The sequence below is a fragment of the Zeimonas arvi genome, from assembly GCF_008039575.1.
Taxonomy (GTDB): domain Bacteria; phylum Pseudomonadota; class Gammaproteobacteria; order Burkholderiales; family Burkholderiaceae_E; genus Zeimonas; species Zeimonas arvi.
This window is the reverse complement of sequence record NZ_VDUY01000007.1, coordinates 159,207-185,805: the sequence shown is the minus strand read 5'-3', so window position 1 is coordinate 185,805 and position 26,599 is coordinate 159,207. Positions and strand designations below refer to the sequence as shown.

Genomic DNA, 26,599 nt, shown 5'->3' with positions numbered 1-26,599 from the left:
CGGCGCGAGCAGGCAATGCCTCGCCGTCCCATCCCCGCCGACGCCTTCCGCCCGTGCTCGCAGGCCCGATCGCCAACCGCTGCAACATCGATGCTGCTCGCCTCGCTCGTCCTCTTGCCGTTCATCGGAAGCATCGTCGCGGCCCTGTTGCCGCAGGATGCCCGCAACCGCGAATCCTGGCTGGCGATCGCGGTGGCGGTGTGCGGCCTGGCGATCGCGCTGGCGCTGCTTCCAGAGGTCTCGCGCGGCGAGGTCCTGCGCGAGGAGTTCGCCTGGCTGCCGGCGCAGGGACTCTCATTCGTCCTGCGGGTCGACGGCCTGGCCTGGGTGTTCGCGCTCCTGGTGCTCGCCATCGGCCTGCTGGTGGTGCTGTATGCGCGTTACTACATGTCGCCCGAGGATCCGGTCCCGCGTTTCTTCTCCTTCCTGCTGGCCTTCATGGGCTCGATGCTGGGCGTGGTGCTGTCCGGCAACCTCGTCCAGCTGGTGGTGTTCTGGGAGCTCACCAGCCTCACCTCATTCCTGCTGATCGGCTACTGGCATCATCGCGCCGACGCCCGGCGCGGTGCGCGCATGGCGTTCACCGTCACTGCCACCGGAGGGCTTTGTCTGCTCGCCGGGGTTCTGGTCATCGGCCACGTCGTCGGCAGTTACGACCTCGATGAGGTGCTGGCGGCCGGCGACCGGATCCGCGGACACGATCTGTACCTCCCCGCGCTCGGCCTGGTCGCGCTGGGCGCGCTGACCAAGAGCGCCCAGTTTCCCTTCCATTTCTGGCTGCCCCACGCGATGGCCGCCCCGACGCCGGTGTCCGCGTATCTTCATTCAGCGACGATGGTAAAGGCCGGAGTCTTCCTGCTGGTCAGGCTGTGGCCCGCGCTGGCCGGCACCCCCGAGTGGACCTGGATCGTCGGCGGCGCCGGCGTGTGCACGTTGCTGATCGGCGCCTTCATCGCGATCTTCCAGCACGACCTGAAGGGCCTGCTGGCGTACTCCACGATCAGCCATCTCGGCCTGATCACCGTGCTGATCGGCATCGGCACGCCGCTCGCGATCGTCGCTGCCATCTTCCACATCCTGAACCACGCGACCTTCAAGGCCTCGCTGTTCATGGCGGCCGGCATCATCGACCACGAGACCGGCACTCGCGACCTGCGCGTGCTGCGCGGTCTTCGCCACCAACTGCCGATCACCGCCGCCCTGGCGATCGTGGCCAGCGCCGCGATGGCCGGCGTGCCGCTGCTGAACGGATTCCTGTCCAAGGAGATGTTCTTCGCCGAGACGATCCACGTGGGCGGCGACCGAGACTGGTCGATGTCCTACGCCGCGGTGGCGATGGGCATGTTCAGCGTGGCCTACTCGCTGCGCTTCATCTCGGTCTTCTTCGGGCCTCCGGCGCGCGACCTCCCTCGCGTCCCGCACGAGCCACCGCGCTGGATGCGCTTTCCAGTGGAGCTGTTGGTGCTCGGTTGCCTGGTGGTGGGCATCGCCCCCGGGCTGAGCATCGGCCCGGTGCTGAAGCTCGCGGTCACCGCGACCCTCGGCGACGCGACTCCGGCATACGACCTCGCGGTGTGGCACGGCTTCAATCTGCCGCTGCTGATGAGCCTGGTTGCCCTGGCAGGAGGGGTGGTTCTGTACGTCGTGCTGCGCAGCCGCTTGGACCCGCAGCAGCGCGAGCACGTGCCGCTGATCCATCGCTTCAACGCCGCCCAGGCCTACGAATCGACGATGCTCCAGATCATGCGCGGGGCTGAGTGGCTGCTGCGGCGCGTCGGCACCCGGCGGCTGCAGACCCAGTTGCTGCTGATGATGATCGCGCTGCTGACCGTCCCGCCGCTGCTGGCCGGGGCGCTCCCTGCCTGGACGACCATTCCGCTCCGGGACTTCGATCTGCTCTTCGCGGGGATCTGGACGATCGGCGGAGCCTGCGCGATCGTCGGGGCCTGGATGGCCAAGTATCATCGCCTGGCCGCGCTCACCTTGATCGGCGGGACCGGCATCGTCACCGCGGCCACCTTCCTGTGGCTGTCCGCGCCCGACCTGGCCCTGACCCAGTTGATGGTGGAAACCGTCACCACGGTCCTGATCCTGCTCGGCCTGCGCTGGCTTCCGCCGCGGCTCGAGTCGATCGCCACGCCGCCACAGCCACTGCACCGGGTCTGGCTGCGACGGGCGCGCGACCTCTCGATCGCGGTCGGCGGCGGCCTCGCCCTGGCTGCGATCACCTATGCGGTGCTGTCGCGTCCGCCCACTGACACGATCGCCGACTTCTTCCTGCTGAACGCGCTCACGGGCGGCGGCGGCAGCAACGTGGTGAACGTGCTGCTGGTGGACTTCCGCAGCTTCGACACCCTCGGCGAGATCACCGTGCTCGCCGTCGTCGCGCTCACCGTCTACGCGCTGCTGCGCCGCTTCCGCCCCGCGCCCGAGAGCGCGGGCATCCCGCCCCAGCAGCGATTCCTGCACGACCCGGCAAGCAGCCAGACCCCGGCCGAACAGGCCAACAGCGGCTACCTGCTGGTGCCGGGCATCTACCTTCGCCTGCTGCTCCCCTTCATGGGCGTGTTCGCCGTGTACCTGTTCTTGCGCGGCCACAACCTGCCCGGCGGCGGTTTCGTGGCGGGCCTCGTCTTCGCGGTGGCGATCCTGGTGCAGTACATGCTGGCCGGCACGGTGTGGGTCGAGAAGCACCTGAACCTGCGACCGCACCGATGGCTGGGTTTCGGCCTGCTGCTCGCCTGCGCGACCGGGCTGGGCGCGTGGCTGTTCGGCCACCCCTTCCTGACCACGCACACCGCGCACGTGAACTGGCCGATCGTCGGCGAGCTGCACCTGCCGAGCGCCTTCGTGTTCGACCTGGGCGTATTCGCGGTGGTGGTCGGGACCACGATACTGATGCTGGTGGCGCTCGCCCACCAGTCGCTGCGGGCGCACCGCCAGCCCGGCGACGACGACGCTGCCGGCGATCTCGACGGCGCGGGGAGGACTGCCTGATGGAGCTGGTGCTGTCGATCGCCGTCGGCGTGGTGTTCGGATCGGGCATCTGGCTGATCCTGCGTCCGCGGACCTTTCAGCTCCTCGCCGGCCTGATGCTGATGTCCTATGCGGTGAACCTGTTCATCTTCGCGATGGGCCGCCTGTGGGTGGACAAGCCGCCGATCACGCTCACGCCGGACGTCGATCCGGCGTTGTTCGCCGACCCGCTTCCCCAGGGCCTGGTCCTGACCGCGATCGTGATCGGCTTCGCCACCACCGCGCTCTACCTGGTCATCATGATCGGCGCGCGCGGCCTCAGCGGCAGCGATCATGTCGACGGCGAGGAGCCCCGCGAATGAGCTCCCTGCCCTGGATGCAGCACCTGATCGTGGTGCCTGTCCTGCTTCCGCTGGTGGTCGGCGCGCTGCTGATCCCGGTCAACCAGAGGCACCACGCCCTGAAGAGCACGCTCGGCGTGGCCAGCACCGTGCTCCAGCTGGCGGTGGCGCTGGCGCTTCTCCTGGCGACGGACCGGGAATCCTGGCCGGGCGGAATCGGCGTCTACTTCGCCGCGAACTGGGCGGCGCCCTTCGGCATCGCGCTGATGGTCGACCGGCTCGCGGCGCTGATGCTGGCGCTGACCTCGACCATCGCGCTGGCCGTGCTGGTGTTCTCGGCGCGGCGCTGGGACCGCGTCGGCGTGAGCTTCCACTCCCTGTTCCAGTTCCTGCTGATGGGGCTCAACGGCGCCTTCCTGACCAACGACCTGTTCAACCTGTTCGTCTTCTTCGAGGTCATGCTGGCCGCCTCCTACGGCCTGGTGCTGCACGGCTACAACGTGCGCCGCATCCGGGCCGGCATGCAGTACATCGCCGTCAACCTCGCGGCCTCGCTGCTGTTCCTGATCGGCGTGTCGCTGATCTACGCTGCCACAGGCACGCTCAACGTCGCCGATCTCGCCGCGCGGGTCGACGGGCTCGGCGCCCAGGACGCCTGGCTGCTTCGGGTCGGCGCCGCGGTGCTCGCGCTGGCCTTCCTGACCAAGGGCGCGATGTGGCCGCTCGGCTTCTGGTTGCCCACGACCTACGCCTCGGCTTCCGCGCCGGTCGGGGCGATGCTCGTGCTGATGACCAAGGTCGGCGTCTACGCAGTGCTGCGGGTCTGGTCGACGGTGTTCGGGGACGGCGCGGGCGCGCTGGACGGTTTCGGCCTGGCGGCGCTCACCTTCGGCGGGATGGCGACCCTGCTGTTCGGCGCGATCGGCATGCTGGCCAGCCAGGATGGCGGACGCATGGCGGGCTACGCGGCAATCATCTCCTCGGGCACGCTGCTGGCGGTCATCGGGCACTCCGGCGGCGCGGTGCTCGCGTCGGGCCTGTATTACCTCCTCGGCTCCACGCTGGCGATGGCCGCGTTCATGCTGCTGCTCGAGCTCACCGAGCGGATTCGTCCGCCGGGTGCGTCGCTGGTGGCGATCACCATGGAGGCCTTCGCGATCGAGGACAAGCCGGAGGACCCGGTCGGCGTGGACATCCCGGGCACGCTCGCGTTCCTCGGGCTGAGCTTCACCGCCTGCGCACTGGTGATCGCGGGGATGCCCCCGCTGTCCGGCTTCGTCGCCAAGTTCGGCATCTTCCACACCATGCTCGCGGCGGCGCACGACGGCGTGCCGGGAACGACCTGGCTGCTGATCGGACTGATGATCTTGGGCGGCCTGGCGGCGATCATCTCGCTGATGCGCCTCGGGGTGCGCACCTTCTGGGCCGCCGGGGTGGTGACGCCGCCCCGCCTGAGACTCTCCGAGGCCGTTCCGGTGGGCACGCTGGTGCTGTTGTGCGTGCTGCTGACCGTCCAGGCGGGAGCGTTGTTCGACTTCCTTGAGCGCACGACCGACGGGCTGCTGCGCAGTGGCGACTACAGCGCGCGCGTGCTCGGCGAACCGCCCGTGCAGCGCGCACCGATCCCGGGAGGTCCTCGATGAGACGCTGGCTGCCTTCGCCGCTCATGTCGGCGAGCCTGTTGCTGACGTGGCTGCTGCTCAACCAGAGCGTCGCGCCGGGGCACTGGCTGCTCGGTGCGGTGCTCGGGATCGTCGCGCCCCTGCTGGCTCGCCCGCTCCAGCCCCATGGCCACGCGAGAATCCATCGCCCGCTCGTGCTGTTCCGCCTGATGTGGTTCTCGGCAATCGAGATCGTGCGATCCTGCTTCAACGTCAGCCAGATCATCCTGCTGCGCCGGTCGGCGGACGTGAACTCGCAGTTCATCCGCGTGCCGCTCGATCTTCGCAGCCCGCACGGGCTCGCCCTGCTGTCCTGCCTGATCAACTCCACGCCAGGCACCGTCTGGGTGGAGATCATTCCGGACACCAACGAGCTGCTCCTGCACGTCTTCGACCTGCACGACGAGCAGTGGTGGGCGCGCACGATCAAGACCCGCTACGAGCGCCCGATCATCGAGATCTTCGAGGCGCCGGGAGCGACACCCCGTGGAGGACCGACATGACGACCGCGACGCTGCTTTCGGGCGCGACGCTCTTCGCGCTCGCCTGCGTGGTGCTGGCGATGATGCTCTGTGCGCTGCGGCTGCTGATCGGCCCCTCGGCACAGGATCGGGTGCTGGCGCTCGACACGCTCTGGATGTGCACGATGCTCTTCGCGCTGGTGCTGGGCGTCCGCTACGGCAGCCAGATCTACTTCGAGGCGGCGCTCGTCATCGCCCTTCTCGGATTCGCGTCCACGATTGCGCTGGCCAAGTTCCTCATGCGCGGGGAGGTGATCGAATGAGCGGCGTCGAAGCGCTGCCCTGGTGGGCGGCAGTCCCAGTGGCGTTCCTGCTGGTGCTCGGCGGCCTGATCGCCCTGATCGGCGCACTCGGGCTGGCCCGGCTGGAGCACTTCTACCAGCGCATCCACGGACCTGCGATCTCGATCACGCTGGGCGCCGGATGCATCCTCGCCGCATCGATGGTCTACTTCACGGTCACGCAGTCGCGGCCGGTCATCCACGAGGCGCTGATCAGCGCGTTCGTGCTGATGACGGCCCCGGTAGTGGCCATGATGATCATGCGTGCCGCCGTGTACAGGGAATTGCGTGGCGAGCACGCCGACCAGACGGATGACGTGGAGAGCCGAAGCTGAGCGGCGCGTTCGGATCGCCCGCCAGCACGGCATCGACGATGTGCAACCGCTACCTGACGCCCGAGCAGGCCGAGATCGAGCGTCTCTGGCACATCGGCGCCCAGTCCCCGCCGCCCCCGTGGCCGCGCTCGGTGTTCCCACGCGCGCAAGGTCCCTTCGTTCGCTGGCGCGACGGCCGGCGCGAGCTGGTCGTGGGACAGTGGGGGCTGATCCCGCATTTCGCGGACAGCGCCACGCTGCGCTACCAGACCAACAACGCGCGGTCGGAGGAGGTCGCCGGCAAGGCGAGCTATCGGCTGCCCTGGGCGCGCGGGCAGCGCTGCGTCATCCCCGCGGAATCCTTCGACGAGCCCTGCTGGGAGAGCGGCCGCAACGTCTGGTGGCGCTTTCGGCGGGCCGACGGCGCGCCCTGGGGCCTGGCCGGGCTCTGGAACACCTGGCTGGACCGAAAGACCGGCGAGCTGGTCGAGAGCTACACGATGCTGACGATCAACGCCGACGCGCACCCGCTGATGAGCCGGATGCACAAGCCCGATCCCAGGCTCGGGCCGCACGAGCAGGACAAGCGCTCGGTCATCGCGATCGAGTTCGCCGACGTCGACCGCTGGCTCGCCGGCGGCCTCGACGATGCGGCGGCGCTGCTGAAGCTGACGCCGATCGAGGCATTCGACGCCCGCCCGGCCACAGACTGACCAGGACTCCCGATGAAGCCCGTCACCCTTCACCACTGCGTGAGCGCCCGTTCCTTCCGGCCCCTCTGGATGCTCGAGGAGCTCGGCCTGCCTTACGAGCTGAAGATGCTGCCCTTCCCGCCCCGCGCGCTGGCTCGCCAGTTCCTGGAGGTGAACCCGGCCGGCACCGTGCCCGCCTTCTTCGACGGGGCCACGCGAATGACCGAGTCGTCAGCGATCTGCCACTACCTGGCGGCGCGTTACTCGCCAGGCGTGCTCGCGGTGGACGTGGCCGAGCCCGACTTCGGACCCTGGCTGAACTGGCTGCACTTCGGCGAGGCCACGCTCACCTTTCCGCAGACGCTGGTGCTGCGCTACGGGCGCTTCGAGCCGAAGGAACGTCGCCAGCCGCAGGTCGTGGAGGACTACACGAAGTGGTTCCTCGCGCGGCTGCGCACGCTCCAGCCGGTGCTGGCCGGGCGCGAGTTCCTCTGCGCCGGGCGCTTCACCGCCGCCGACGTTTCGGTGGGTTATGCGCTGCTGGTGGCCGAGCACCTGGGCTTCGTGCCGCGCTTCGAGCCGGCGGTCGCCGCCTACTGGGCAAGGCTGCGTGCGCGCCCGGCCTTCCTGCGCGCGCTCGAGGTCGAACGCGAGGCCGCCGTGGCGCAGGGGATCTCGCCTGTGCCGGCGCCCGACACGGGCGGGCCGGGCCAGGATCTGATCACGCGTTGACGCCCTTCATGCCTTCCGCGGTGTAGCGCTCGCCCGCCGCGATGCCGGGCGGCAGGGCAGCCGAGATCCGCGCCAGGTCGTCGGCGTTCAAGGACACGTCGACCGCGCCCAGGTTCTCCTTCAGCCAGGCCACCCGCTTGGTGCCCGGGATCGGGATGACCTCCGGCCCCTGCGCGAGCAGCCAGGCGATCGCCAGCTGCGCCGGCGTGCAGGCCTTCTCGACCGCGAATCGCCGCACCGCGTCGGCAATGGCCTGGTTGCGCGCCAGGTTCTCGCCCTGGAAGCGCGGGTTGGACTTTCGGAAATCGCCCTCGGCCAACTGCCCCGGGTCGGCGACTCGGCCAGTGAGGAAGCCGCGACCCAGCGGGCTGTAGGCGAAGAAGGACACGCCCAGCTCGCGACAGGCCTGGAGCATGCCCCCCTCGGGATCGCGGGTCCACAGCGAATACTCGCTCTGCACCGCTGCGATCGGATGCACCGCGTGGGCGCGCCGCAGCGTGGCCGTCGAGACTTCACAGAGGCCGATCGCGCCGATCTTGCCCTCGTCCACCAGCCTGGCCAGCGTTCCGATGGACGCCTCGATCGGCGTGTCCTCGGCGATCCGGTGCATGTAGTAGAGGTCGATCCGGTCGGTGCCCAGCCGTTCGAGCGAGGCCTCGCAGGCCGAGCGGATGTACGCCGGCGAATTGTCGATGCGCCGCTCGTAGGCGCCGGGCTTGCGCACGATCCCGAACTTGCTGGCGACGTGGACGCGCTGGCGCCGGCCCCTCAGGAAGCGCCCCAGCAGACGTTCGTTCTCGCCGAAGCCGTAGATGTCCGCAGTGTCGAAGGTTTCCACGCCGGCCTCGAGGGCCGCCTCCAGCGTGCGCAGCGACTCGGCCTCGTCGGTCGGGCCGTAGAACTCGGACATGCCCATGCAGCCCAGGCCGATCGGAAAGATCTCGCGGCCAGTGCGGCCGATCGGTCGCTTTTCGGTGCTCATCGATGCGTTCTCGCTTTCGAAGGTTCAGAAGGGCCAGACCAGGCGCAGCATGGGGACGCTGATGGCCACCACCAGGATCTCGAGCGGCAAGCCAAGTCGCCAGTAATCGCCGAAACGGAAACCGCCCGGCCCGAGGATCAAGGTGTTGTTCTGGTGGCCGATCGGCGTCAGGAAGGAGCACGAGGCGCCGATCGCCACCGCCATCAGGAAACTGTCCGGATGCGCGCCCAGCTGAGCGGCCGCGCCCAGGGCGATCGGGCACATCACCGCTGCGGTGGCTGCGTTGTTCATCAGGTCGGACAGCGTCATGGTCACCACGAGAACGAGCACCAGCGCGATGACGGGATCGCCTCGCGCGACCGCGTCGAGCAGGAAGCGCGCGATCAGGTCGGCCGCCCCGGTCGCTTCCATCGCGCCTGCCACAGGAATCAATGCCGCCAGGAGCACGATGACCGTCCAGTCGACTGCCTCGTAGACCTGGCGCGGCGGCACCGTCCTGAACACCATCGAGGCGAGCACGCCTGCCGCGAACGACACGGCCGCGGACAGCAGGCCGAACGCCGCCACCGCGATCGACAGGGCCATGATCGCGCTGGCCGTGATCGCCCTGCGCCGGCTCGGGATGCGCAGCGCGCGCTCGGCGAGCGGCACGCAACCCGCCCACGACGCGAACTGCAGCAGCGTTTCCGGCGGCCCCTGCATCAGCAGCACGTCGCCGGCGAGGATGGGCATCGTGCGCAACCTCGCGGTCGACCGCCTGCCCTGCCGGGACAGGGCGAGCAGATTGATCCCGTGGCGGGTGCGCAACTCGATGTCGCTGGCCGAGCGGCCTGTGATCGCCGCGCCAGGCAACACCGCCAGCTCGATCAGGGCGATCTCGTCGGTCCGGCCCTTGTCGCGCTTCTTGTCCTCGGGTTCCTCCGGGTGTGCCCCGGCGGTCGCCTGCGCGGCGCTCGCGGTCAGGTCGTTTCGCGCCTTGCCCGCGGACGCCCCCTTGCGCGAATCCGGCTCGGCCGCGTCCGCCTTGCCATCCGCCGGTCCGGCTTCCTCCCCGTCGCTCGGCGGCCGCTTCGACGCCTCCAGCTTCAAGCCCAGGCCGGACAAGGCCTCCGCGAGCGCCTCGGCTTCGGCCTCGATCACCAGGATGTCACCCGCCCGGACCCGCCGGCTCGCGCTCGGCGCAGTCACCCTGACCTCGTTTCGCACCAGGCCCACGATCTGCGCGCCCGCCTGCTCGAGCTCGAGCTCCAGCGCGAGCAGGGTCATGCCGTCGGCCTTGCTGTCCTCGGGAATCCGGGCCTCGGTCAGGTAGGCAGCCGTCTCGAAGGTCTCGACGCCCGCCCGCTCGCGGGTCGGCACGAAGCGCCAGCCGATCAGGGCGACGAAGGCCACGCCGCCGGCCGCGACCGCCAGGCCTACCGGAGTGAAGTCGAACATGCCGAAGCCGCTCAGGCCGGCCTGCTCGCGGAAGCCCGACACGATCAGGTTGGGCGGCGTGCCGACCAGGGTGGTCATGCCCCCCAGGATGGATCCGAAGGCCAGCGGCATCAGCACCTTGCCGGGCGGCAGGGACTGGCGCGATGCCACCTGCATCGCCACCGGCATCAGCAGGGCCAGCGCACCCACGTTGTTCATGAACCCGGACAACAAGGCCGCGAGCCCGGTCAGCGCGGCAACCGTGAGCGTGGGCCCGGACCGGGTGGGGATGACCGCCCGGGTGAGCGCGTCCACGGCCCCGGAGTCGTGCAGGCCGTGACTCAGGATCAGCACGCAGGCGACCGTGATCACCGCCGGATGACCGAAGCCGGCGAACGCGGCGTCCAGCGGAACGAGTCCGGTCAGGACACAGGCCAGCAGGGCGCCCATGGCCACCATGTCGTGCCGCCAGCGTCCCCACAGGAACATGGCCACGGTGGCGGCGAGGATCGCGAGGATCGTCAGTTGTTCGAAGGTCAAGAGCAGGCTCCGCGATGGGCGCCGGCGGCGGCCGGTCCGGATCCCCGGCCGATCCGCCCGGTGCCCGGCCCATCATAGAACGGAACGCCGGACGCGCAGGCCCCGCCGATCTCGCCGCCGGCCTGGCCTTACCATCCGGCATCCGATCCCTGCCGAGTCAAGGAGTCCGCGGTGAGCTACGAAACGATCCTCTACGATGTCGAAGACGGCATCCTCACGATCACGCTGAACCGGCCGGAGAAGCTGAACGCGTTCACCGCCGCGATGATGAACGAACTGATCGACGCCTTCGACCGGGCCGATGCCGACGACGCGGTGCGTGCCGTCATCGTGACCGGCGCCGGGCGCGCATTCTGCGCCGGCGCCGACCTGTCGGCCGGCGGCAAGACCTTCGACTACGAGGCGCGCGGCGACCGGCCCGACAAGCAGGGCGTGCCGCTGCTGCCCGATGGCCAACCGGACCTCGGCCACGAGTCCGTCCGCGACGGTGGCGGGCGGGTGTCGCTGCGCATCTTCGAGTGCCTGAAACCCGTCATCGCCGCGGTGAACGGCCCGGCGGTCGGCGTGGGCGTGACGATGCAACTGCCCATGGACATCCGGCTCGCTTCGGAGAACGCGCGCTTCGGCTTCGTGTTCGCGCGGCGCGGCATCACGCCTGAAGCCTGCTCCTCGTGGTTCCTGCCGCGGATCGTGGGCGTCAGCAAGGCGCTCGAATGGACCTACACCGGCCGCGTGTTCCCGGCGCAGGAGGCGCTTGCCGGCGGACTGGTTTCCGCGGTGCACGCACCCGACGCGCTGCTGCCCGCGGCACGCGCGCTGGCCCGCGAGATCGCCGACAACGCCGCTCCGGTCTCGGTGGCGCTCACCCGGCAGATGATCTGGCGAATGACCGGCGCCGACCACCCGATGGAGGCGCACAAGGTGGACAGCCGCGCGATCTGGGCGCGCGGCCGGGCCGAGGATGCAAAGGAAGGCGTGACCGCCTTCCTGGAGAAGCGCCCGGCCGGGTTCCGCAACCGGGTCTCGACGGACATGCCGGCGTTCTTCCCGTGGTGGACGCCGCGCGACTACGAATGATCGCTGCTCGCGCGAGCGGCCGCCTGCACGCGCGACCGCCGGTCACTCCTCGTCGGGCTTGACCAGCAGCCGCGAGCGGCGCTTCTTGATGACCACCGGGGGCGTGGCGGGCTGGCCGCCCGAAGCGCCGTAGTCGGCTGCCTGGCGCAGGCCGAATGGCGGCCGCGCGGGCGCGTCTTCCTCGTGGCGAGGCTCGGCGGCGTACCCGGCATCGGACCTGGGCCGCAGCATCACCTTGCGTGGCCGGTCTTCCTGGCTTCGCGGCATCCCGCGCTTGGGGCGCGCCAGCGAGCGCTGTACGGTCGCGGTCGCCTGGTGGTAAAGGGCCACGACACCGGTCTCGGTGGCGAGGAGCAGCATGCGCCCGTCGAAGGACTGGATCCGCCCCTGCAGGCGGGTGCCCGAGACGAGGTAGATCTCCACCCGGCTGCGCTCGCGGCGAAGCCGGTTCAGGAACATGAATTGCGCGTTCTCGGTGCGCCCGTCCGCGCGGACGGTGGCGCCCGGCTCGCGATCGGCGGTCTGGGGCATATTCCGACATTCTAAAGCGCATCGGGGACATCGGTGACGCGACAAGGCCGGAATCGACCGTGTCGACCCCAGGCATGCTAGTTTCGCGTTCCGTTCCCGCTACAAGACCAGAACGAGGAGACCATGAAGACACGCGTCGTCGCGGCCGCTGCCGCAATCGCTTCCACCGCGGCGCTGCTCGCGCCTGCCCCGGCCGCCCTCGCGGCCGACGCCTGGCCGGCGAAGGCGGTGCGCATCGTCGCGCCCTTTCCGCCCGGCGGCTCGGTCGACCAGGTCTCGCGCCTGCTGGCCCAGCATCTGGCCGAGCCGCTCAAGCAGAGCGTGGTGGTGGAGAACAAGTCCGGTGCGTCCGGCTCGATCGGCGCGGCCGCCGTGGCGAGCGCGGCGCCGGACGGCTACACCTGGCTGGTGGTCTTCGACACGCACGGCGTGAACCCCAGCGTGATCCCGAACATGCCTTTCGACACCAAGAAGGATCTCGCCCCGGTGATGCTGATCGGCACCTCGCCGATGGCGCTGGTGGCGCACACTTCGCAGCCGTGGAAGAACTTCGCGGACGTGCTCGCGGAAGCGAAGAAGAAGCCCGGCGAGCTCGCCTTCGGCTCGATCGGCAGCGGCAGCCTCGGCCACCTGGCCATGGCCCAGGTCGGCAACATGGTCGGCACCTCGTTCAACCACATCCCCTATCGGGGCGGCGGTCCGCTGATGACCGACGCAGTCGGCAACCAGGTGCCGATGGCGATCGGCACCGTGTTCCTGGTCACTCCGCACGTCCAGGCCGGTCGGGTCAAGCCGCTGGCGGTGACCTCGGCCAAGGCGGCGCCCAGCCTGCCCGGCACGCTGCCGATGGCCGAGCAGGGCGTCCCCGGCTTCGAGGCCCTGGCCTGGTGGGGCCTGCTCGCGCCGGCCGGCACGCCCAAGCCCATCGTCGACCGGATGCACGCCGAGGTGAGCAAGGTGCTCGCCAAGGCCGAGGTCAAGGAGAAGCTGTCGAGCCAGGGCATGGACATCGTGGCCAGTTCGCCGGCGGACTTCGAGAAGTTCCTGAACAACGAGATCGACCGCTGGGCCAAGGTCGTGAAGGACAACGACATCCAGGCCGGGAAATGACGGAAGGCCGGACGCACGCGTCGAGCCCGCCCCGCATCGCGGTCTGCGACGATTACGAGCGATCGCTCGCCTTCGGCGCCGACTGGGACACCATCCGCTCGCGCGCCGAGGTGGTCGTCTTCGACCGGCCCTTCGGCTCGCGGCAGCAAGTCATCGAGGCGCTGGCCGATTTCGACGCGGTCTGCCTGGTCCGCGAGCGCACGCCCTTCCCCGCAGCGGTCGTGGACGATCTGCCGCGACTGAAGTTCGTGGTGTTCACCGGAGAGCGAAACCTGGCAGTCGACCACCTGGCAGCCGCCAGGCGGGGCATCCCGGTCTCGTTCACCCCCTTCGGGCCGAGCAAGTCGTCCACCGCCGAGCTGACCTGGGCCCTGATCTTGGCGGCGACCAAGCGCGTCACCATGGCCGACGCCGGCATCCGGCGCGGACATTGGCGGGGCGATGCCCACGGGATGCCCTACCCGCTGCCGGCCAATCTCGAAGGCGAGCGGCTGGGCCTGGTGGGCCTGGGCCAGATCGGCGCCCGGGTCGCGGCGGTGGGCCGGGCCTTCGGCATGGAGGTGGTGGCCTGGAGCCCCAACCTCGACGACGCGCGTGCCCAGGCGGGCGGAGCGCGCCGGGTGTCGAAAGAAGCGCTCTTCGAAACCTCGGCAGTCGTGTCGCTGCACCTGGTGCTGTCGGATCGCACGCGCTGCATCGTCGGCGCCGGCGACCTGGCACGGATGCGCAGCGACGCGGTGCTGGTGAACACCTCGCGCGCGGCACTGATCGACGAGGCGGCGCTGCTCGATGCGCTCGCGCGCGGCCGCCCCGGACTGGCTGCGCTCGACGTCTTCGGCGTCGAGCCGCTGCCGGCCGGCTCACCGGTCCTGTCCTTGCCCAACCTCGTCCTCACGCCGCACCTGGGCTACGTGAACGACAAGGTATTCGCCGCCTTCCGGCAGGGCATGGCCGACGCCTTGCTGGCCTGGCTGGACGGAGAACCGATCCGGCTGGTGAACGCCGAGCAGCTCGCCGTGCGGGATCCGGCCGCACCAGGAAACGCCGCATGAGGGTGCTGATCACCGGCGCCGGCGGCTTCCTGGGCACGCGACTGGCGCGGGCGCTGGTCGCCCGCGGCAGCCTGGTCGGACCGTCGGGCCGGACCGCGCCGATCACCGAGCTGGTGCTGGCCGATCGGCGCGCGCCCGAGGCGCTGGCGCTGCCCGCGGGGTCGGGCATCCGGCTGCGCAGCATGGAGACCGACGTCGCCGACCCCGCCGCCCCGGCCGCGCTGCTCGACGACGACGTCGACAGCGTGTTTCCGCTCGCGGCCACGTTGACGGTGGAGTCCGAGACCGACTTCGCCCGCGGCCTGGCGGTGAATCTGCACGGGTTGCTCGCCCTGCTCGAGGCGCTGCGGCTGCGCGGCAAGGCCCCGCGCCTGGTCTTCACCAGTTCGCTGGCGGCATTCGGCGGGCCCCTTCCCGAGGTGGTGGGCGACGGCGTGCCGCTGACGCCCCAGACTTCTTACGGCACGCAGAAGGCGATCGGCGAGCTGCTGATCGACGACTACGCCCGCCACGGATTCGTCGATGGCCGCTGCCTGCGCCTGCCGATCGTGATGACCCGCCATGCGGGTGCGCAAGCGCCGCCGCCCGGCTCCGTCGTGCCCACCGTGTCCGGTGCGATCGCAGCCATCGTCGGCGACCGGCTGCTCGGGCGCGACGTCGTCTGCCCGCTCGCCCCCGACACCCGGATCGCGGCCGCATCGGCCGAGCGGGTGGTGGACGCCCTGATCGCGGTTCACGACCTGCCGGCCGAGGCCTTCGGCCACACCCGCGCCATGAACCTGCCCTCGCTGAGCCTCACGCTCGCCGAACTGGCCGACGCGAGCGAGCGTGTGGCCGAAGGCGCCGGCGCGCGAGTCGGTGCAATGCGCTGGCAACCCGAGCCGCGCTTCCAGCTTGCGGTCGACCAGTGGCCGAAGCGCTTCGAGTCGGCGCGGGCGAGCCGGGCGGGCATTCGCGCCGACGCGTCCGCCGACGAGATCGTGGCCGCCTATCTGCGGGACAATCCGCGCGCGCTGGCCTGACACGCTATCGCGCGGGGCCGGCGCCGGCCCGCCTCGTCCTGCGCATGCCGGCCAGGACGCGCGCATTCGACGATGCGCGCTCCGGGCTGGAAATCCCCATGCCGGCGGACCTCCGGAACCTTGGTCGAACGCAGTTCGAGCGGCGATGGTCGGGCCGACGCCGCGCAGTTCTGATAGCGTACTGCTGATTTCACGCGCACGCCCGTTCACGTCCCTCGGAGCCCCGACCGTCATGACCGAACTCGACCGATTCCTGGCCGCCCGCGACCTGCTGATCGAGCACCGGGAGAACCACGAGGAAGCCTTCGGGGCGTTCGCGTGGCCGCGGCTCGAGACCTTCAACTGGGCTCGCGACTACTTCGACGCCATCGCACAGGGCAACGACGCGCCGGCGCTGCACATCGTCGAGGAATCGGGGACGGAGGCCCGGCTCTCCTACGCGCAGTTGTCCGAGCGCTCGAACCAGGTCGCGAACTTCCTGGTCTCGCTCGGCGCGCGCAAGGGCGACCGGATGCTGCTGATGCTCGGCAACGAAGTCCCCCTCTGGGAGACGATGCTCGCCGCGATCAAGCTCGGCGCGGTGGTGATCCCGGCCACCACGCTGCTGTCGGGCGAGGACCTGGCCGACCGGCTGCGGCGCGGCAAGGTGCGGCACGTGGTCACCAACGCCGGCGGTGCGGCCAAGCTCGACGAGCTGGGCGCCGCAGCCCTCGCCGGGCTCAATCTCGTCCGGGTCGATGCCGACGCCGACGGCGCTTCGCCCGCCGGAGCAATGTGGATCGCCTACCGCCGCTCGATGGGCGCGCCGAAACGCTTTTTTCCGCCCGAGCCGGTGAACGCCGGCGACCCGCTTCTCGAGTACTTCACCTCGGGGACGACCGCCAAGCCCAAGCTGGTCCAGCACACGCAGCAGAGCTATCCGGTGGGTCACCTGTCGACGATGTACTGGCTGGGCCTGAAGCGCGGCGACGTGCACTGGACGATCAGTTCGCCGGGCTGGGCCAAGCACGCCTGGAGCTGCTTCTTCGCCCCGTTCAATGCGCAGGCCTGCGTCTTCATCTACAACTACAGCCGCTTCAACGGACCCGCGGTGCTCGAGACGCTGGTGAAGCACCGCGTGAACACGCTGTGCGCGCCGCCCACCGTCTGGCGGATGCTGATCCAGGAAGACCTGAAGCGCTGGCCGGTGCCGTTGCGCGAGCTGATCTCGGCCGGCGAGCCGCTGAATCCCGAGGTGATCGAGCAGGTTCGCGCCGCGTGGGGCATCACGATCCGCGACGGCTACGGCCAGACCGAGACCACCGCACAGATCGGCAATCCGCCGGGCGCGAAGCTGAAACCGGGTTCGATGGGCCGGCCGCTTCCCGGCTACCGGATCGCACTGCTCGACCCCGACGGCAAGCCGGGCGACGAGGGCGAGATCTGCATCGACCTGTCGCACCGCCCGGTCGCGCTGATGAACGGCTACGCCGACGATGCCGACAAGACCGCCGAAGTGATGCGCGACGGCTACTACCACACCGGCGACGTCGGCCAGCGCGACACCGACGGTTACATCACCTACGTGGGCCGTGCCGACGACGTGTTCAAGGCCTCGGGCTACCGAATCAGCCCCTTCGAGCTCGAGAGCGTGCTGATCGAGCACCCGGCGGTGGCCGAGGCCGCGGTGGTGCCGTCGCCGGATCCGGTTCGCGGCTACGTGCCCAAGGCCTTCGTGATCACCGCGCCGGGACACGCGGCCGACGAGGCCACCGCGGCGAGCATCTTCCGCTTCCTGCGCGAGCGGCTGGCCGGCTACAAGTTGATCCGCCGGATCGAGTTCAGCGAGCTGCCCAAGACGATCTCTGGAAAGATCCGCCGGGTGGAATTGCGCGGACAGGAAACCGGCCGGCCGGCATCGGGGCGGCGCAGCGGCGCGGAATTCCTGGAAGAGGACCTCCGCTGAGCGCGGGAGAATCGGACGGCGCGGCCTTGCCTCAGGCGCGGCGGCCCCAGCCGATCCAGCCGCTGCCGAGGTTGCGCGACACCCACTCGAAGCTGCTCAGGTAGCCCTCGAGCAGGCTCCACGGCCGCTCGAGCCCCTCGAAGGTGGTCATGTACGGTCGCGCGCGGCGCCGCACCAGCGGGTTCAGCGGCGCCGACCACCACGGCCCGAGCTTCATGCCGGCCGCGGCCACCCGCGCCCCGGAGCGTGTGGCGGCGAAGATCCGCTCGAGCGCTGGTCCAGAGCGCAGCACATCGTGGGCGCAGTGGAACAGCACCGCGTCGAAGTTCTCGCCGAACGGCGCCTCTTCGACCGTCGACTGCAGCAGGCGCACGTTGCGCCAGCCCCCGCGCCCGCAGCGCTCGCCAGCGAGCGCGATCATCTCGGGCGACACCTCCACGCCGACCAGCCGGCCGCCGGGGCCGATTCGTTCGAGGATGGGTGCGAAGCTCAGGCCGGTTCCGCAGCCCGCGTCGAGGACGACGTCGCCCGCCTGCAAGGCCAATCGCCCGATCGTGCGAAGGCGCGCGGGCATGCTGCGCCGTGCCGAGGCGTCGTAGCCGGCCGCGTGCTCCCGATAGCGGGCAATGGCGAGCGCCGGATCGGGACGCCCGGCGATCGGGAGCGCCGGATTCGACTCGTTCGGACGCTTGGGCGGCATCCGCTCATGGTAGGTTAGAACGCAAACGTACAGGAGAAACAGTGTCGATGTCCTTGGAGCCGCTCGATCGCCGGGAGATCCTGGCGGGCCTGCTCGAACCGCGCGCCCGCATCTCGCCCAAGTATTTCTACGATGCGCTCGGCTCGCGACTGTTCTGCGCAATCACCGAACTCGACGAGTACTACCCCACTCGCACCGAGGCCGCGATCATGGCGAGCGAACTGTCGCGCATCGCGTCGGCCTGGGGCCGGCCCGGCTGCACGCTGATCGACCTCGGCGCCGGCGATTGCGAGAAGGCCTCGCGACTGTTCGAGGCGCTCCGGCCCGCCCAGTACGTCGCGGTGGACATCTCCGCGGCCTTCCTGCGTCAGTCGCTCGACTGCCTGCGCCAGCGCTTTCCCGATCTCGACATGCAGGCGGTCGGCGCCGACTTCTCTCGCGAGCTCGTGCTGCCCGGCTCCGTGCGACGCACCTCGCGCCTCTTCTTCTATCCAGGCTCCTCGATCGGCAACTTCGCGAAGGACCAGGCGCGCGGGCTGCTGGCCAGGCTGCGCGGGCATCTCGGCGATGACGGCGGGCTGCTGATCGGGATCGACCTGGTGAAGGACCGGCGCACGCTCGAGGCCGCCTACGACGATCCGCTCGGCGTCACCGCGGCCTTCAACCTGAACGTGCTGCGCAACGCGAACCGGATCGCCGGCACCGACTTCGACCCGTCCGACTGGCGGCATGTGGCGTTCTACGACGAACCGAACAGCCGGATCGAGATGCACCTCGAGGCCCGGCGCGCGGTCACCGTGACCGCGGGAGCCGCCACCGGCGAGCCTCCCGCAGGTTTCGAACGCAGATTTGTCGCCGGCGAGCGCATTCACACCGAAAACTCCTGCAAGTACCGGCTCGATGACTTCGCGTCGCTGCTCGCGAGCGCCGGCTTTGCGATGCAGCAGGCCTGGACCGACCCGAGGCAGTGGTTCGCGGTCGTCCTGGCCCGGCCGGCGACGGCGGCCTGAGGGACGGCCGAGATGGGCGACGCGCGCCGCTGTGGACCGGCGGAGCTCGGCCGGCTGCTGACGGCGATCCGCGCCCGCCTTCTGGCCCTGGTCGACGATCTCGACGAAAGTCGATGGCAGGTGCCGCTTCGCGAGGGCCTGAACCCGTTCGCCTGGGAGCTCGCGCACGTGGCCTGGTTCGCCGAGTGGTGGACGCTGCGCGGCCCCCACCGGCCGGACGCGGACGGCCTCTTGCAGGCCGCGCGCCCGCCACGACACGCAGGGCCCGACGAGATCCTGGATTCCTCGCGGCTTGCGCACGCCGATCGCTGGCGGGTCGGGCTCCCGTCGCCCGGCGAGGTCCGCCAGATGCTCGCGGCGCAACTCGACGACAGCCTCGAGGCGCTGGCCCGCCTGCCGGATCGCGACGACGCGCTGTACTTCCATCGGCTGGCGTTGATGCACGAGGCGATGCACTGCGAGGCGCTCGTCTGGATGCGCGCGGCGCTCGGCTATCCGGCGCCTGTCGGCGCGAGGCTGCCGGCGATGGCGACCAGCGCAACCATCGCACCGCCGGTCCCTGTGGCCGGAGGCACGGTGCGGTTGGGCTGCGGGCCGCTGGCGCCAGGCTTCGCGTTCGACAACGAGTGCGGCGCCGTCGACGTCGCGATCGCGGACTTCGACATCGATCCCGAGCCGATGACCGCCGGCCGCTTCCTCGCCTTCGTGGAGGACGGCGGCTATGCCGATCGGCGCTGGTGGCCCGGCGAGGCAGGCCGCTGGCTCGACGCGCACGGGCGCAGTCATCCGGCGCGCTGGCGACCGGGCGACGGCGGCTGGGCGTGGCGCTGGTTCGATCGCTGGCTGCCGCTCGACCCCGGCCAGCCGGTGGTCCATGTCAGCGCCTGGGAGGCCGAGGCCTGGTGTCGCTGGGCCGGCCGCGCCCTGCCCTCGGCCGCGCAATGGCAGCATGCCGCGGCTCTGGGCATCCTGCGCTGGGGCGACAGTGTCTGGGAGTGGACGGCAGACGCCTTCCTGCCCTATCCAGGCTTCGTGCCGGGCCCCTATCGAGACTACTCGGCCCCCTGGTTCGGGGACCACCGCGAGTTGCGCGGCGCCGCCTTCGCGACCGAAGCGCCGATCCGCGACCTGCGCTACCGCAACTTCTTCACCCCCGGACGCACCGACGTCTTCGCCGGCTTCAGGACCGCGAGCGGGCGAATCGGTTCATGAGCAGGATCGGTTCATGAGCTCAGATTGGCCGCCTCGGGGAAGCGCGGGATCGAGGCCGGATCGGGCCTGACGCAGGGCCAGCCGAAGCGCTCGCAGATTCTCGCGTGGGCCCGGTCGAGCGCCTCCGCGTCGGCCGCGCCGAGGTTCAGGACCGCGTATCGGTGCGAGCCGAGCCACTTGTACTCGCGCGCGAGACTGCGCTCGCGCTACGGATAGAGGGCGAGCCTCGCGCCCGGGTACTCGGCTGCCAGCCAGGCGAGCGCGCCCTCGTCGGCGGCCGGCATCGCTTCGCCGTCGAAGCGCCGGAACACGAAGCTCGCCGCCGCGCCGCAGCGCGCCGGCACGCTCGCCGGCATACATCCACTCGTCGACGATCCCGACCACCCGGACTTCACCGTCGAACACGTAGCCGTCCACATTCAACTGGTGGGCGTCGACCGGTTCCTCGACGATCATCCGCGTGGGGTCGCAAGGCATCGTCAGGTAGCGCGAGGCGAGCGCGGCGTAGGGGGCGACCAGCCTGCGGATCACCAGCCGCTCGAAGCGGCCGAAATCGGGGTGCCGCGCCAGTTCCTCCGGGGTCCGGACGGTGCGGGCGAGCACCGAGAAGGTGGCCTTGATCGGCTTGACGAAGGCCGGCTGGCGGATCGCGGCGGCCGCCAGGACCTCGGCCAGCGCGGCCGGGTCGCGCACCCCGGGGTCGTCGAGCGCCATGGGCAGCGCGACTGCGGCGATGCTCGCCTGGGGCGCGACCGAGTGCTGGACCTGCCGCGCAAGCAGCTTGTGGTGCGCCCGGCACACCGCCGCGGGATCGTTGCCGGGCAGGCCGAGGCGCTGGGCCACCACCGCGGCGGGCAGGGCCCCGAACTGTTCGTTGTTCGACACCACCGCGTCGACGCGGCCCCGGTACTTGCGACAGATGCGCTCGACGAAGGTCCAGGGATCGAAGGCCAGCAGTCGCGCATTGTCGGGAAAGCGGAACAGGTCGAAGCCTTCGGCGAAGACCTCGATCTCGCCGGCCTCGAGCAAGGGCGCGAAGCCCCCGGCATCCCACTCCTTCTCGAAAAGGAGAAGCAGCCGCAGCGGCCGGTTGCCGGGCGCCTGCGGCTGCATGGCTCAGGCTCTCGTCGCCGCTCCGCTGCCAATGCGGCCGACCGCCGCGCCGATCGCGGCCACCGCGACGCCGGCCACCGACAACTGGAGATGGCTCAGCCCGAGATCGCCGCCGCCGGGCAACGCGAGCATGAGCCCGCCGGCGGCCAGCAGGATGCGCCCGACGAATGCGAAGGCGCTGCCGCGCAAGGCACCCAGCCCGAGCAGGTAGCCTTCGAGCGCCGCGGCGAGCAGCAGGATCCCGATGATGGCCGTAAGCACCACGACGACGATCTCTCCGGCATCGCCACGCATGATGAGCGCCGGATTCAGCACGAAGAAGAAGGGCACGATGTACATGATGCTGCCCAGCCGCATCGACTGCAGACCCACCTTGATCGGCGGCGCGCCGGCCAGGCCCGAGGCCACGAAGGCAGCCAGCGCCACCGGGGGCGTGATGAAGGACACCATGCCCCAGTAAAGCATGAACAGATGGACCGCCACCGGGTCGAAGCCGGCTGCCACCAGGGGCGGCGCCAGCACGATCGCCAGGAAGATGTAGCAGGCAGTGATGGTCATGCCCATGCCGAACACGAAGCTGGTCAGCGCCCCCATGACCAGCAGCACGTAGACGTTGTTGCCGGCCAGGTAGACCAGGTCGTTGGCCAGCGTGCCCGCCAGGCCTGTGACCGACAGGGCGCCGATGATCATGCCCACGCCGGCCAGCAGCGCGGCGAGCTCTGCGAGCGCGCCGCCGATCCCGAGGATCAGCCTGCCGAGCTTGCGCAGGTCCAGGCGATGCTGTTTCGCGCACTGGTTGATGGCCAGCAGCAGCGCCGTGGCATAGAACGGCGCCAGCGCCTCGCGCTGGAGCACGAGCAGCATCCAGACCAGCAGCACGAAGACGAAGATGTACTGCCAGCCTTCGGCGAAGGTCTTGCGGATCGAGGGAAGCTCCTCGCGCGGCAGGCCCTTCAGACCCTTGCGCGCGGCATAGCCATCGATCTGCATGAACAAGGCGAAGTAGTACAGCAGCGAAGGGATCGTGGCCGCGATCGCGATCGCGGCGTAGGGCTTGCCGAGGAAGGACGCCATGATGAAGGCAGTGGCGCCCATCACCGGCGGCATCAGGACGCCGCCGGTCGACGCGCAGGCCTCGACCCCGCCGGCGTAGGCCGGCGAGAAGCCGGTGCGCTTCATCGCGGGAATGGTCACCACGCCGGTGGTCAGCACGTTGGAGACCACGCTGCCGCTGACCGAGCCCATCAGGCCGCTGGCGAAGATCGCGACCTTGGCCGGTCCGCCGCGCACCGCGCCGAACAGGGCGAGCGCGAGGTTGTTGAAGAACTGCGCCGCGCCCGTGTACTGCAGCGCCGCGCCGAACATCACGAAACCGATCACCAGTTCGCCGAAGGCGCGCGTGGGGATCCCCATCACGCTCTCGCTGCTGGCGAAGTGGTAGCCCGCCGTGGTGCGGAGATCCTGGCCCAGCCCGGAGATCGGCCCGGGCATGATCTCGGCGAACACCGGGTAGAAGGAGAACAGCGCGACCACGATCGCGACGGTGGTGCCGCCGGCGCGGCGCGTGGCCTCGAGCAGGAGCAGCCAGCCGAGGCCGGCGACCCAGACCGCGGTGTCGGGCGCCATGAACTCCCAGGCCTCTTCGACGATCCGCTGGCCGTTCCAGGCGAAGTAGGCGAACACGGCAGCCATCATCGCGAACAGCAGCGCGTCGTACCAGGGCACCCGGTCGCGCGGGGCCGGCCCGCTGGCTGGAATCAGCAGGAAGACCGCGCCGACCAGCAGCGCGGCCAGCATGTAGAGGTAGCTGCTGTCGAGGATCGTCTTGCCGACGAAGAACCCGAGATTCAGCACCTGGTTCAGCGCGAGGAAGATCGCGCCGAGCGTCAGCGCGATCATCAGCCCGCTCCAGGCGGCCGGCAGACTTCGGTAACGGGACGCCTCGGCCGGCGCCTGGGGGGCTGCGTCAGTCATCGACCGGTCACCAGGAGGTCAGCACCGGATCGAAACCCGCCTTGGTGAGCGCATCGGCGCGCGCCTTGGCCCAGGCGTTCTTGAAGGCCTCGTCGTCGGCGTGGCTGCCCTTGCTCACCTCGGCCCAGGCGGCCGCCATCACCTTCTGGCGCTCGATCAGCTTGTCGTTGTGCGCCTGGTGCTCGGGTTTCCAGAGGCCGGCCTCCTTCCAGTACTTGATCGCGCCGTCGTGGTAGGGCACGACCCACGCGAAGTTCTGGCGCTTGGCATCCCAGCCGCTGTTGCCCGGGGCGTTGTCCTTGTAGTCGCCGAAGGCCTCGACCATCGCCTTGGTCATGTTGTAGACCGTGTCGACATCGCGATCGGCGTAGGTCATCAGGACCGGATAGGGGTAGGTCGCGGCCTCGGCCGGCTTCTCCTTGGACAGCTCGGCCCCCTCGGTGCCCATGAAGGGGAAGAAGAACGGCGCGATCGCGTTCATCCGCTTCCAGCCTTCCTTGTCGGCATGCGCGATGATCGGATAGACCAGGCCGCGAGGCGACTTGGCGATTGCGTAGGCCTTGCCGGAGATCGACGAACTGAAGGCCGCGTCGACCTGGTTGTTGACGATGCCGTCCATGGCGGCGCCGAAACCGCCGAACTCGACCTTCTTGACGTCGTCCCAGGTGAGGTTGGCATGCGCCAGGATCGCGGTGATGTTCTGGTTCAGCGACGGCGCGCCGATCACCCACGCCACCCGCTTGCCCTTCAGGTCGGCGACGGTCTTGATGCCCACGTCGCCGGCGGCCACCACGGTGAGCAGCTGGTCGGAGGTGTTCAGCATCAGCGCGCGGACCGGCTGCGGCCCCCAGTTCTTCGCGCCGAACTCGTAGACGCCTTCCTGGGACAGGTAGGTGCCGCCGACGCCGTTGGCCGAGAACTGGACCTTGCCTTCGCGCAGCGGCAGCGTGCGCGAGACGTCGTTCTTCCCGGGCAGCACGCGCAGGTTCACGCCGTACTTCTGCTTGAGGGCGTTGCCGATGGCGACGGCCTGGTTGTAGCCGCCGGAGCCTACGTCGTAGGCGCTCCAGGACAGCGTGTCGGGCAGCTTGGGCTGAGCGGCGGCGGGCGCGGCGATCGCCGCGGCGAGGCCGAGCGCGAGCAGCGCGCGGCCTCCGAGTCGGTGGGCTCGGATCATGGCCATGTCTCCATCCTCGTTGTTGGAGGGGCGATCCTAGCAGAGCCTCGCCGACGCGATCCAGTTATCCTGATCCCTACGGAGGCACCACGATGAACCACCTGCTTGTACGGCGCGCGGCGATCCTGCTCGGCGCCCATCTGCTTGCGCTCGGCCTGGCCGGCTGCGCCTCGCTCGGTCTGCACGAGCCGCCCACGGTCAACCTGGTCGGGATCGAGCCCATCGCCGGCGAAGGCCTGGAGTCGCGCTTCGAGCTGCGACTGCGGATCCAGAACCCCAACGAGCGGCCGATCGAATACGACGGCCTGTGGGTCGAGCTCGCGATTGGCGGCTCGAAGCTCGCCTCGGGGGTGAGCGACCGGCGCGGCACGATTCCCCGCTTCGGCGAGGAGGTGCTGGCGGTGCCGGTCAGCGTGTCGATGAGCGCGCTGGTGCGCCAGGCCATCGGGCTGGCCACCGGCGAGCGCCCGGGCACCGAGTACACGATGCGCGGCAAGCTTTCCGGTCCGGTGTTCGGCGCCACCCGCTTCGAGTCGAGCGGCGACCTGATGCTGCCGCAGGCCCTGCGCAGGCGTCTCGAGGGGAGCTCGCGATGACCGGCACGATGGGTTTCTCGCCGCCGCTGCAGGCCACGATCGCCCGCGCCCGCAGCCACGGCTTCGCCGACCTGCTCTGGCGCAGCGCCCGGCGGGTGCCGGACAAGACCGCGCTGGTCTGGGGCGGCCTTCGCCAGACCTACGCCGAGCTCGACGACACGGTCAATCGGACCGCCAACGCGCTGGCCAGGCGGGGCATCGGCAAGGGCGACCGGCTGGCGCTGCTCTCGCGCAACAACCATGCCTTCGTCGTGCTGAGCTTCGCCGCGGCGCGGCTGGGCGTGATCCTGGTGCCGGTCAACTTCATGCTCAAGGCGGCCGAGGTCGCCTACATCCTGGGCCACAGCGGCAGCGTGGCGCTGGTGGCCGAGGACTCGCTGCTGCAGGTGGCTTCCGACGCCCTGCTCGACCCTGCGGCGCCGCGGGTTCGCCTGAAGGCCGTGATCCCGGAGCACGGCGGACCGGTCCCCGAGGGCTGGGAGGACGCCTTCGCCTGGCTGCGCCACGCCGACGCCGCGCGCCCCGAGGTCGACCTGGGCGACGACGAACCGCTGCAGCTGCTCTACACCAGCGGCACCGAGTCGCGGCCCAAGGGGGCGGCGCTGTCGAGCCGCAACCTGGTGGCCCAGTACGTGAGCTGCATCGTCGACGGCGAGATGTCCGGCGACGACGTCGAGGTGCACGCGCTGCCGCTGTTCCACTGCGCGCAGCTTCACTGCTTCCTGTCGCCCGGCCTGTACCTGGGAGCCACCAACATCCTGCTGCCGGGCGCCGATCCCGCAGCCATGCTGGCGGCGGTCGAGGCCGAACGCGCGACGAAACTGTTCTGCCCGCCCACGGTGTGGATCGCCCTGCTACGACATCCCGACTTCGAGCGGCGCGACCTCTCGTCGCTGCGCAAGGGTTACTACGGCGCCTCGATCATGCCGATGGAGATCGTGCGCGAGCTGTCGCAGCGGTTGCCCGCCATGCGCCTGTTCAACTTCTACGGCCAGACCGAGATGTCGCCGGTGGCCACCGTGCTGCGCCCCGAGGACCAGCTGCGCAAGCTCGGCTCGGCCGGCCGACCGGCGATCAACGTGGAGACGCGTGTCGTCGACGACGAGGATCGCCCGGTGCCGCCGGGCACCGTGGGCGAGATCGTTCACCGCGGGCCGCACGTGATGCTCGGCTACTGGAACGACGAGCAGAAGACCGCCGAGGCCTTCCGCGGAGGGTGGTTCCACAGTGGCGACCTGGGCGTCTTCGACGAGGAAGGCTACCTGCGCGTGGTCGACCGCAAGAAGGACATGATCAAGACCGGCGGCGAGAACGTGGCCAGTCGCGAGGTGGAAGAAGTCCTCTACCAGCACCCCGCGGTCGCCGAGGCCGCGGTCTTCGGCACGCCGCACCCCGAGTGGATCGAGGCTGTGACGGCGGCGATCGTCCTGCGAGGCGGGCAGTCGGCCGACGAAGACGCGCTGAAGACGCATTGCCGCGAGCGCCTGGCCGGCTTCAAGGTGCCCAAGCGGATCGTGTTCGTCGACGCGCTGCCCAAGAACGCGAGCGGCAAGATCCTGAAGCGCGAGCTGCGCGAGCGCATCGCCGGCTGAACGCTCATCGACCCATCCCGAACGGAGATCCG

At 70.1% G+C, this 26,599-nt stretch carries 24 protein-coding genes; 17 read left to right on the top strand and 7 right to left on the bottom strand.

The window, feature by feature from the left end; all coding sequences use genetic code 11:
* Positions 1-90: 90 nt before the first annotated feature.
* From FHP08_RS16425 to FHP08_RS16390, 8 genes are read left to right on the top strand one after another with little or no spacing between them, the layout of a single operon-like run.
* A complete protein-coding gene (locus tag FHP08_RS16425; RefSeq protein WP_147705570.1) occupies positions 91-2,997 on the top strand; it encodes a monovalent cation/H+ antiporter subunit A in 2,907 nt (968 codons plus the stop codon).
* The gene (locus tag FHP08_RS16420; protein ID WP_147705569.1) at positions 2,997-3,338 is read left to right on the top strand and encodes a Na+/H+ antiporter subunit C; all 342 of its coding nucleotides are present in this window, start codon (positions 2,997-2,999) and stop codon (positions 3,336-3,338) included. The genes FHP08_RS16425 and FHP08_RS16420 overlap by 1 nt, the downstream gene beginning before the upstream one ends.
* Positions 3,335-4,960 (top strand): monovalent cation/H+ antiporter subunit D, encoded by a 1,626-nt coding sequence (locus tag FHP08_RS16415; protein ID WP_147705568.1) that lies wholly within the window; start codon positions 3,335-3,337, stop codon positions 4,958-4,960. Before FHP08_RS16420 ends, FHP08_RS16415 begins: the two co-directional genes overlap by 4 nt.
* A complete protein-coding gene (locus tag FHP08_RS16410; RefSeq protein ID WP_147705567.1) occupies positions 4,957-5,481 on the top strand; it encodes a Na+/H+ antiporter subunit E in 525 nt (174 codons plus the stop codon). Before FHP08_RS16415 ends, FHP08_RS16410 begins: the two co-directional genes overlap by 4 nt.
* Complete coding sequence (locus FHP08_RS16405; protein ID WP_147705566.1) at positions 5,478-5,762, top strand: K+/H+ antiporter subunit F; 285 nt, start codon at positions 5,478-5,480, stop codon at positions 5,760-5,762. The genes FHP08_RS16410 and FHP08_RS16405 overlap by 4 nt, the downstream gene beginning before the upstream one ends.
* A complete protein-coding gene (gene mnhG / locus FHP08_RS16400) occupies positions 5,759-6,115 on the top strand; it encodes a monovalent cation/H(+) antiporter subunit G (protein WP_147705565.1) in 357 nt (118 codons plus the stop codon). Before FHP08_RS16405 ends, mnhG begins: the two co-directional genes overlap by 4 nt.
* Positions 6,116-6,153: 38 nt before the next feature.
* Positions 6,154-6,807 carry an SOS response-associated peptidase gene (locus FHP08_RS16395; protein WP_147705564.1) on the top strand — a complete coding sequence of 218 codons (654 nt, stop codon included), beginning with the start codon at positions 6,154-6,156 and terminating at the stop codon, positions 6,805-6,807.
* Between the two features lie 12 nt (positions 6,808-6,819).
* Complete coding sequence (locus FHP08_RS16390; protein ID WP_147705563.1) at positions 6,820-7,518, top strand: glutathione S-transferase family protein; 699 nt, start codon at positions 6,820-6,822, stop codon at positions 7,516-7,518.
* On the opposite strand, the gene FHP08_RS16385 is transcribed toward FHP08_RS16390, so the two are convergent.
* Both FHP08_RS16385 and FHP08_RS16380 read right to left on the bottom strand, forming a co-directional pair.
* The gene (locus tag FHP08_RS16385) at positions 7,508-8,500 is read right to left on the bottom strand and encodes an aldo/keto reductase (RefSeq protein WP_147705562.1); all 993 of its coding nucleotides are present in this window, start codon (positions 8,498-8,500) and stop codon (positions 7,508-7,510) included. The two genes, FHP08_RS16390 and FHP08_RS16385, sit on opposite strands and share 11 nt — an antisense overlap.
* 24 nt (positions 8,501-8,524) lie before the next feature.
* Entirely contained in the window at positions 8,525-10,456 is a 1,932-nt protein-coding gene (locus FHP08_RS16380; protein ID WP_147705561.1) for an SLC13 family permease, read from the bottom strand.
* Between the two features lie 171 nt (positions 10,457-10,627).
* Between FHP08_RS16380 and FHP08_RS16375 the strand changes: the two genes are divergently transcribed.
* On the top strand, positions 10,628-11,533 hold the full coding sequence (locus FHP08_RS16375; protein ID WP_147705560.1) for a crotonase/enoyl-CoA hydratase family protein: 906 nt from the start codon (positions 10,628-10,630) through the stop codon (positions 11,531-11,533).
* Between the two features lie 42 nt (positions 11,534-11,575).
* On the opposite strand, the gene FHP08_RS16370 is transcribed toward FHP08_RS16375, so the two are convergent.
* Positions 11,576-12,064, bottom strand: coding sequence for an RNA chaperone Hfq (locus tag FHP08_RS16370; protein ID WP_147705559.1), 489 nt, complete (start codon positions 12,062-12,064; stop codon positions 11,576-11,578).
* A 123-nt stretch (positions 12,065-12,187) separates the two neighbouring features.
* Between FHP08_RS16370 and FHP08_RS16365 the strand changes: the two genes are divergently transcribed.
* From FHP08_RS16365 to FHP08_RS16350, 4 genes are all read left to right on the top strand, one after another.
* Positions 12,188-13,174: a tripartite tricarboxylate transporter substrate binding protein gene (locus FHP08_RS16365; protein WP_147705558.1), complete on the top strand. Its 987-nt coding sequence runs from the start codon at positions 12,188-12,190 to the stop codon at positions 13,172-13,174.
* A complete protein-coding gene (locus FHP08_RS16360) occupies positions 13,171-14,226 on the top strand; it encodes a D-2-hydroxyacid dehydrogenase family protein (protein WP_147705557.1) in 1,056 nt (351 codons plus the stop codon). Before FHP08_RS16365 ends, FHP08_RS16360 begins: the two co-directional genes overlap by 4 nt.
* The gene (locus tag FHP08_RS16355) at positions 14,223-15,248 is read left to right on the top strand and encodes an NAD-dependent epimerase/dehydratase family protein (RefSeq protein ID WP_147705556.1); all 1,026 of its coding nucleotides are present in this window, start codon (positions 14,223-14,225) and stop codon (positions 15,246-15,248) included. Before FHP08_RS16360 ends, FHP08_RS16355 begins: the two co-directional genes overlap by 4 nt.
* 232 nt (positions 15,249-15,480) lie before the next feature.
* Positions 15,481-17,193: an AMP-binding protein gene (locus FHP08_RS16350; protein WP_147705555.1), complete on the top strand. Its 1,713-nt coding sequence runs from the start codon at positions 15,481-15,483 to the stop codon at positions 17,191-17,193.
* 31 nt (positions 17,194-17,224) lie between these two features.
* On the opposite strand, the gene FHP08_RS16345 is transcribed toward FHP08_RS16350, so the two are convergent.
* Complete coding sequence (locus FHP08_RS16345) at positions 17,225-17,893, bottom strand: class I SAM-dependent methyltransferase (protein ID WP_147705554.1); 669 nt, start codon at positions 17,891-17,893, stop codon at positions 17,225-17,227.
* Between the two features lie 47 nt (positions 17,894-17,940).
* On the opposite strand from FHP08_RS16345, the gene egtD reads away from it, so the two are divergent.
* Positions 17,941-18,903 (top strand): L-histidine N(alpha)-methyltransferase, encoded by a 963-nt coding sequence (egtD, locus tag FHP08_RS16340; RefSeq protein WP_147705553.1) that lies wholly within the window; start codon positions 17,941-17,943, stop codon positions 18,901-18,903.
* Positions 18,904-18,915: 12 nt separating this feature from the next.
* Positions 18,916-20,115, top strand: a complete 1,200-nt coding sequence (gene senA, locus FHP08_RS16335; protein WP_147705552.1) for a selenoneine synthase SenA — start codon at positions 18,916-18,918, stop codon at positions 20,113-20,115.
* On the opposite strand, the gene FHP08_RS16330 is transcribed toward senA, so the two are convergent.
* Genes FHP08_RS16330 through FHP08_RS16320 form a run of 3 tightly spaced genes read right to left on the bottom strand, consistent with a single transcriptional unit; the run spans position 20,110 to position 24,385 of the window.
* Entirely contained in the window at positions 20,110-21,228 is a 1,119-nt protein-coding gene (locus tag FHP08_RS16330) for a hypothetical protein (RefSeq protein ID WP_147705551.1), read from the bottom strand. The two genes, senA and FHP08_RS16330, sit on opposite strands and share 6 nt — an antisense overlap.
* 3 nt (positions 21,229-21,231) lie before the next feature.
* Positions 21,232-23,202: a TRAP transporter permease gene (locus FHP08_RS16325; RefSeq protein WP_147705550.1), complete on the bottom strand. Its 1,971-nt coding sequence runs from the start codon at positions 23,200-23,202 to the stop codon at positions 21,232-21,234.
* Positions 23,203-23,209: 7 nt separating this feature from the next.
* Positions 23,210-24,385 (bottom strand): TAXI family TRAP transporter solute-binding subunit, encoded by a 1,176-nt coding sequence (locus tag FHP08_RS16320; protein WP_147705549.1) that lies wholly within the window; start codon positions 24,383-24,385, stop codon positions 23,210-23,212.
* Between the two features lie 86 nt (positions 24,386-24,471).
* Between FHP08_RS16320 and FHP08_RS16315 the strand changes: the two genes are divergently transcribed.
* Both FHP08_RS16315 and FHP08_RS16310 read left to right on the top strand, forming a co-directional pair.
* Positions 24,472-24,975 carry an LEA type 2 family protein gene (locus FHP08_RS16315; protein WP_147705548.1) on the top strand — a complete coding sequence of 168 codons (504 nt, stop codon included), beginning with the start codon at positions 24,472-24,474 and terminating at the stop codon, positions 24,973-24,975.
* A complete protein-coding gene (locus tag FHP08_RS16310; protein ID WP_225879171.1) occupies positions 24,972-26,567 on the top strand; it encodes an acyl-CoA synthetase in 1,596 nt (531 codons plus the stop codon). The genes FHP08_RS16315 and FHP08_RS16310 overlap by 4 nt, the downstream gene beginning before the upstream one ends.
* Positions 26,568-26,599: the final 32 nt, after the last annotated feature.

Coding starts and splice junctions, on each gene's coding strand:
- senA (WP_147705552.1), top strand. CDS start 18,916: ATGGGCGACGCGCGCCGCTGTGGACCGGCGGAGCTCGGCCGGCTGCTG.
- FHP08_RS16360 (WP_147705557.1), top strand. CDS start 13,171: ATGACGGAAGGCCGGACGCACGCGTCGAGCCCGCCCCGCATCGCGGTC.
- FHP08_RS16415 (WP_147705568.1), top strand. CDS start 3,335: ATGAGCTCCCTGCCCTGGATGCAGCACCTGATCGTGGTGCCTGTCCTG.
- FHP08_RS16390 (WP_147705563.1), top strand. CDS start 6,820: ATGAAGCCCGTCACCCTTCACCACTGCGTGAGCGCCCGTTCCTTCCGG.
- FHP08_RS16365 (WP_147705558.1), top strand. CDS start 12,188: ATGAAGACACGCGTCGTCGCGGCCGCTGCCGCAATCGCTTCCACCGCG.
- FHP08_RS16330 (WP_147705551.1), bottom strand. CDS start 21,228: ATGCAGCCGCAGGCGCCCGGCAACCGGCCGCTGCGGCTGCTTCTCCTT.
- FHP08_RS16425 (WP_147705570.1), top strand. CDS start 91: ATGCTGCTCGCCTCGCTCGTCCTCTTGCCGTTCATCGGAAGCATCGTC.
- FHP08_RS16410 (WP_147705567.1), top strand. CDS start 4,957: ATGAGACGCTGGCTGCCTTCGCCGCTCATGTCGGCGAGCCTGTTGCTG.
- egtD (WP_147705553.1), top strand. CDS start 17,941: ATGTCCTTGGAGCCGCTCGATCGCCGGGAGATCCTGGCGGGCCTGCTC.
- FHP08_RS16350 (WP_147705555.1), top strand. CDS start 15,481: ATGACCGAACTCGACCGATTCCTGGCCGCCCGCGACCTGCTGATCGAG.
- FHP08_RS16420 (WP_147705569.1), top strand. CDS start 2,997: ATGGAGCTGGTGCTGTCGATCGCCGTCGGCGTGGTGTTCGGATCGGGC.
- FHP08_RS16325 (WP_147705550.1), bottom strand. CDS start 23,202: ATGACTGACGCAGCCCCCCAGGCGCCGGCCGAGGCGTCCCGTTACCGA.
- FHP08_RS16310 (WP_225879171.1), top strand. CDS start 24,972: ATGACCGGCACGATGGGTTTCTCGCCGCCGCTGCAGGCCACGATCGCC.
- FHP08_RS16395 (WP_147705564.1), top strand. CDS start 6,154: ATGTGCAACCGCTACCTGACGCCCGAGCAGGCCGAGATCGAGCGTCTC.
- mnhG (WP_147705565.1), top strand. CDS start 5,759: ATGAGCGGCGTCGAAGCGCTGCCCTGGTGGGCGGCAGTCCCAGTGGCG.
- FHP08_RS16370 (WP_147705559.1), bottom strand. CDS start 12,064: ATGCCCCAGACCGCCGATCGCGAGCCGGGCGCCACCGTCCGCGCGGAC.
- FHP08_RS16320 (WP_147705549.1), bottom strand. CDS start 24,385: ATGGCCATGATCCGAGCCCACCGACTCGGAGGCCGCGCGCTGCTCGCG.
- FHP08_RS16315 (WP_147705548.1), top strand. CDS start 24,472: ATGAACCACCTGCTTGTACGGCGCGCGGCGATCCTGCTCGGCGCCCAT.
- FHP08_RS16385 (WP_147705562.1), bottom strand. CDS start 8,500: ATGAGCACCGAAAAGCGACCGATCGGCCGCACTGGCCGCGAGATCTTT.
- FHP08_RS16345 (WP_147705554.1), bottom strand. CDS start 17,893: ATGCCGCCCAAGCGTCCGAACGAGTCGAATCCGGCGCTCCCGATCGCC.
- FHP08_RS16355 (WP_147705556.1), top strand. CDS start 14,223: ATGAGGGTGCTGATCACCGGCGCCGGCGGCTTCCTGGGCACGCGACTG.
- FHP08_RS16405 (WP_147705566.1), top strand. CDS start 5,478: ATGACGACCGCGACGCTGCTTTCGGGCGCGACGCTCTTCGCGCTCGCC.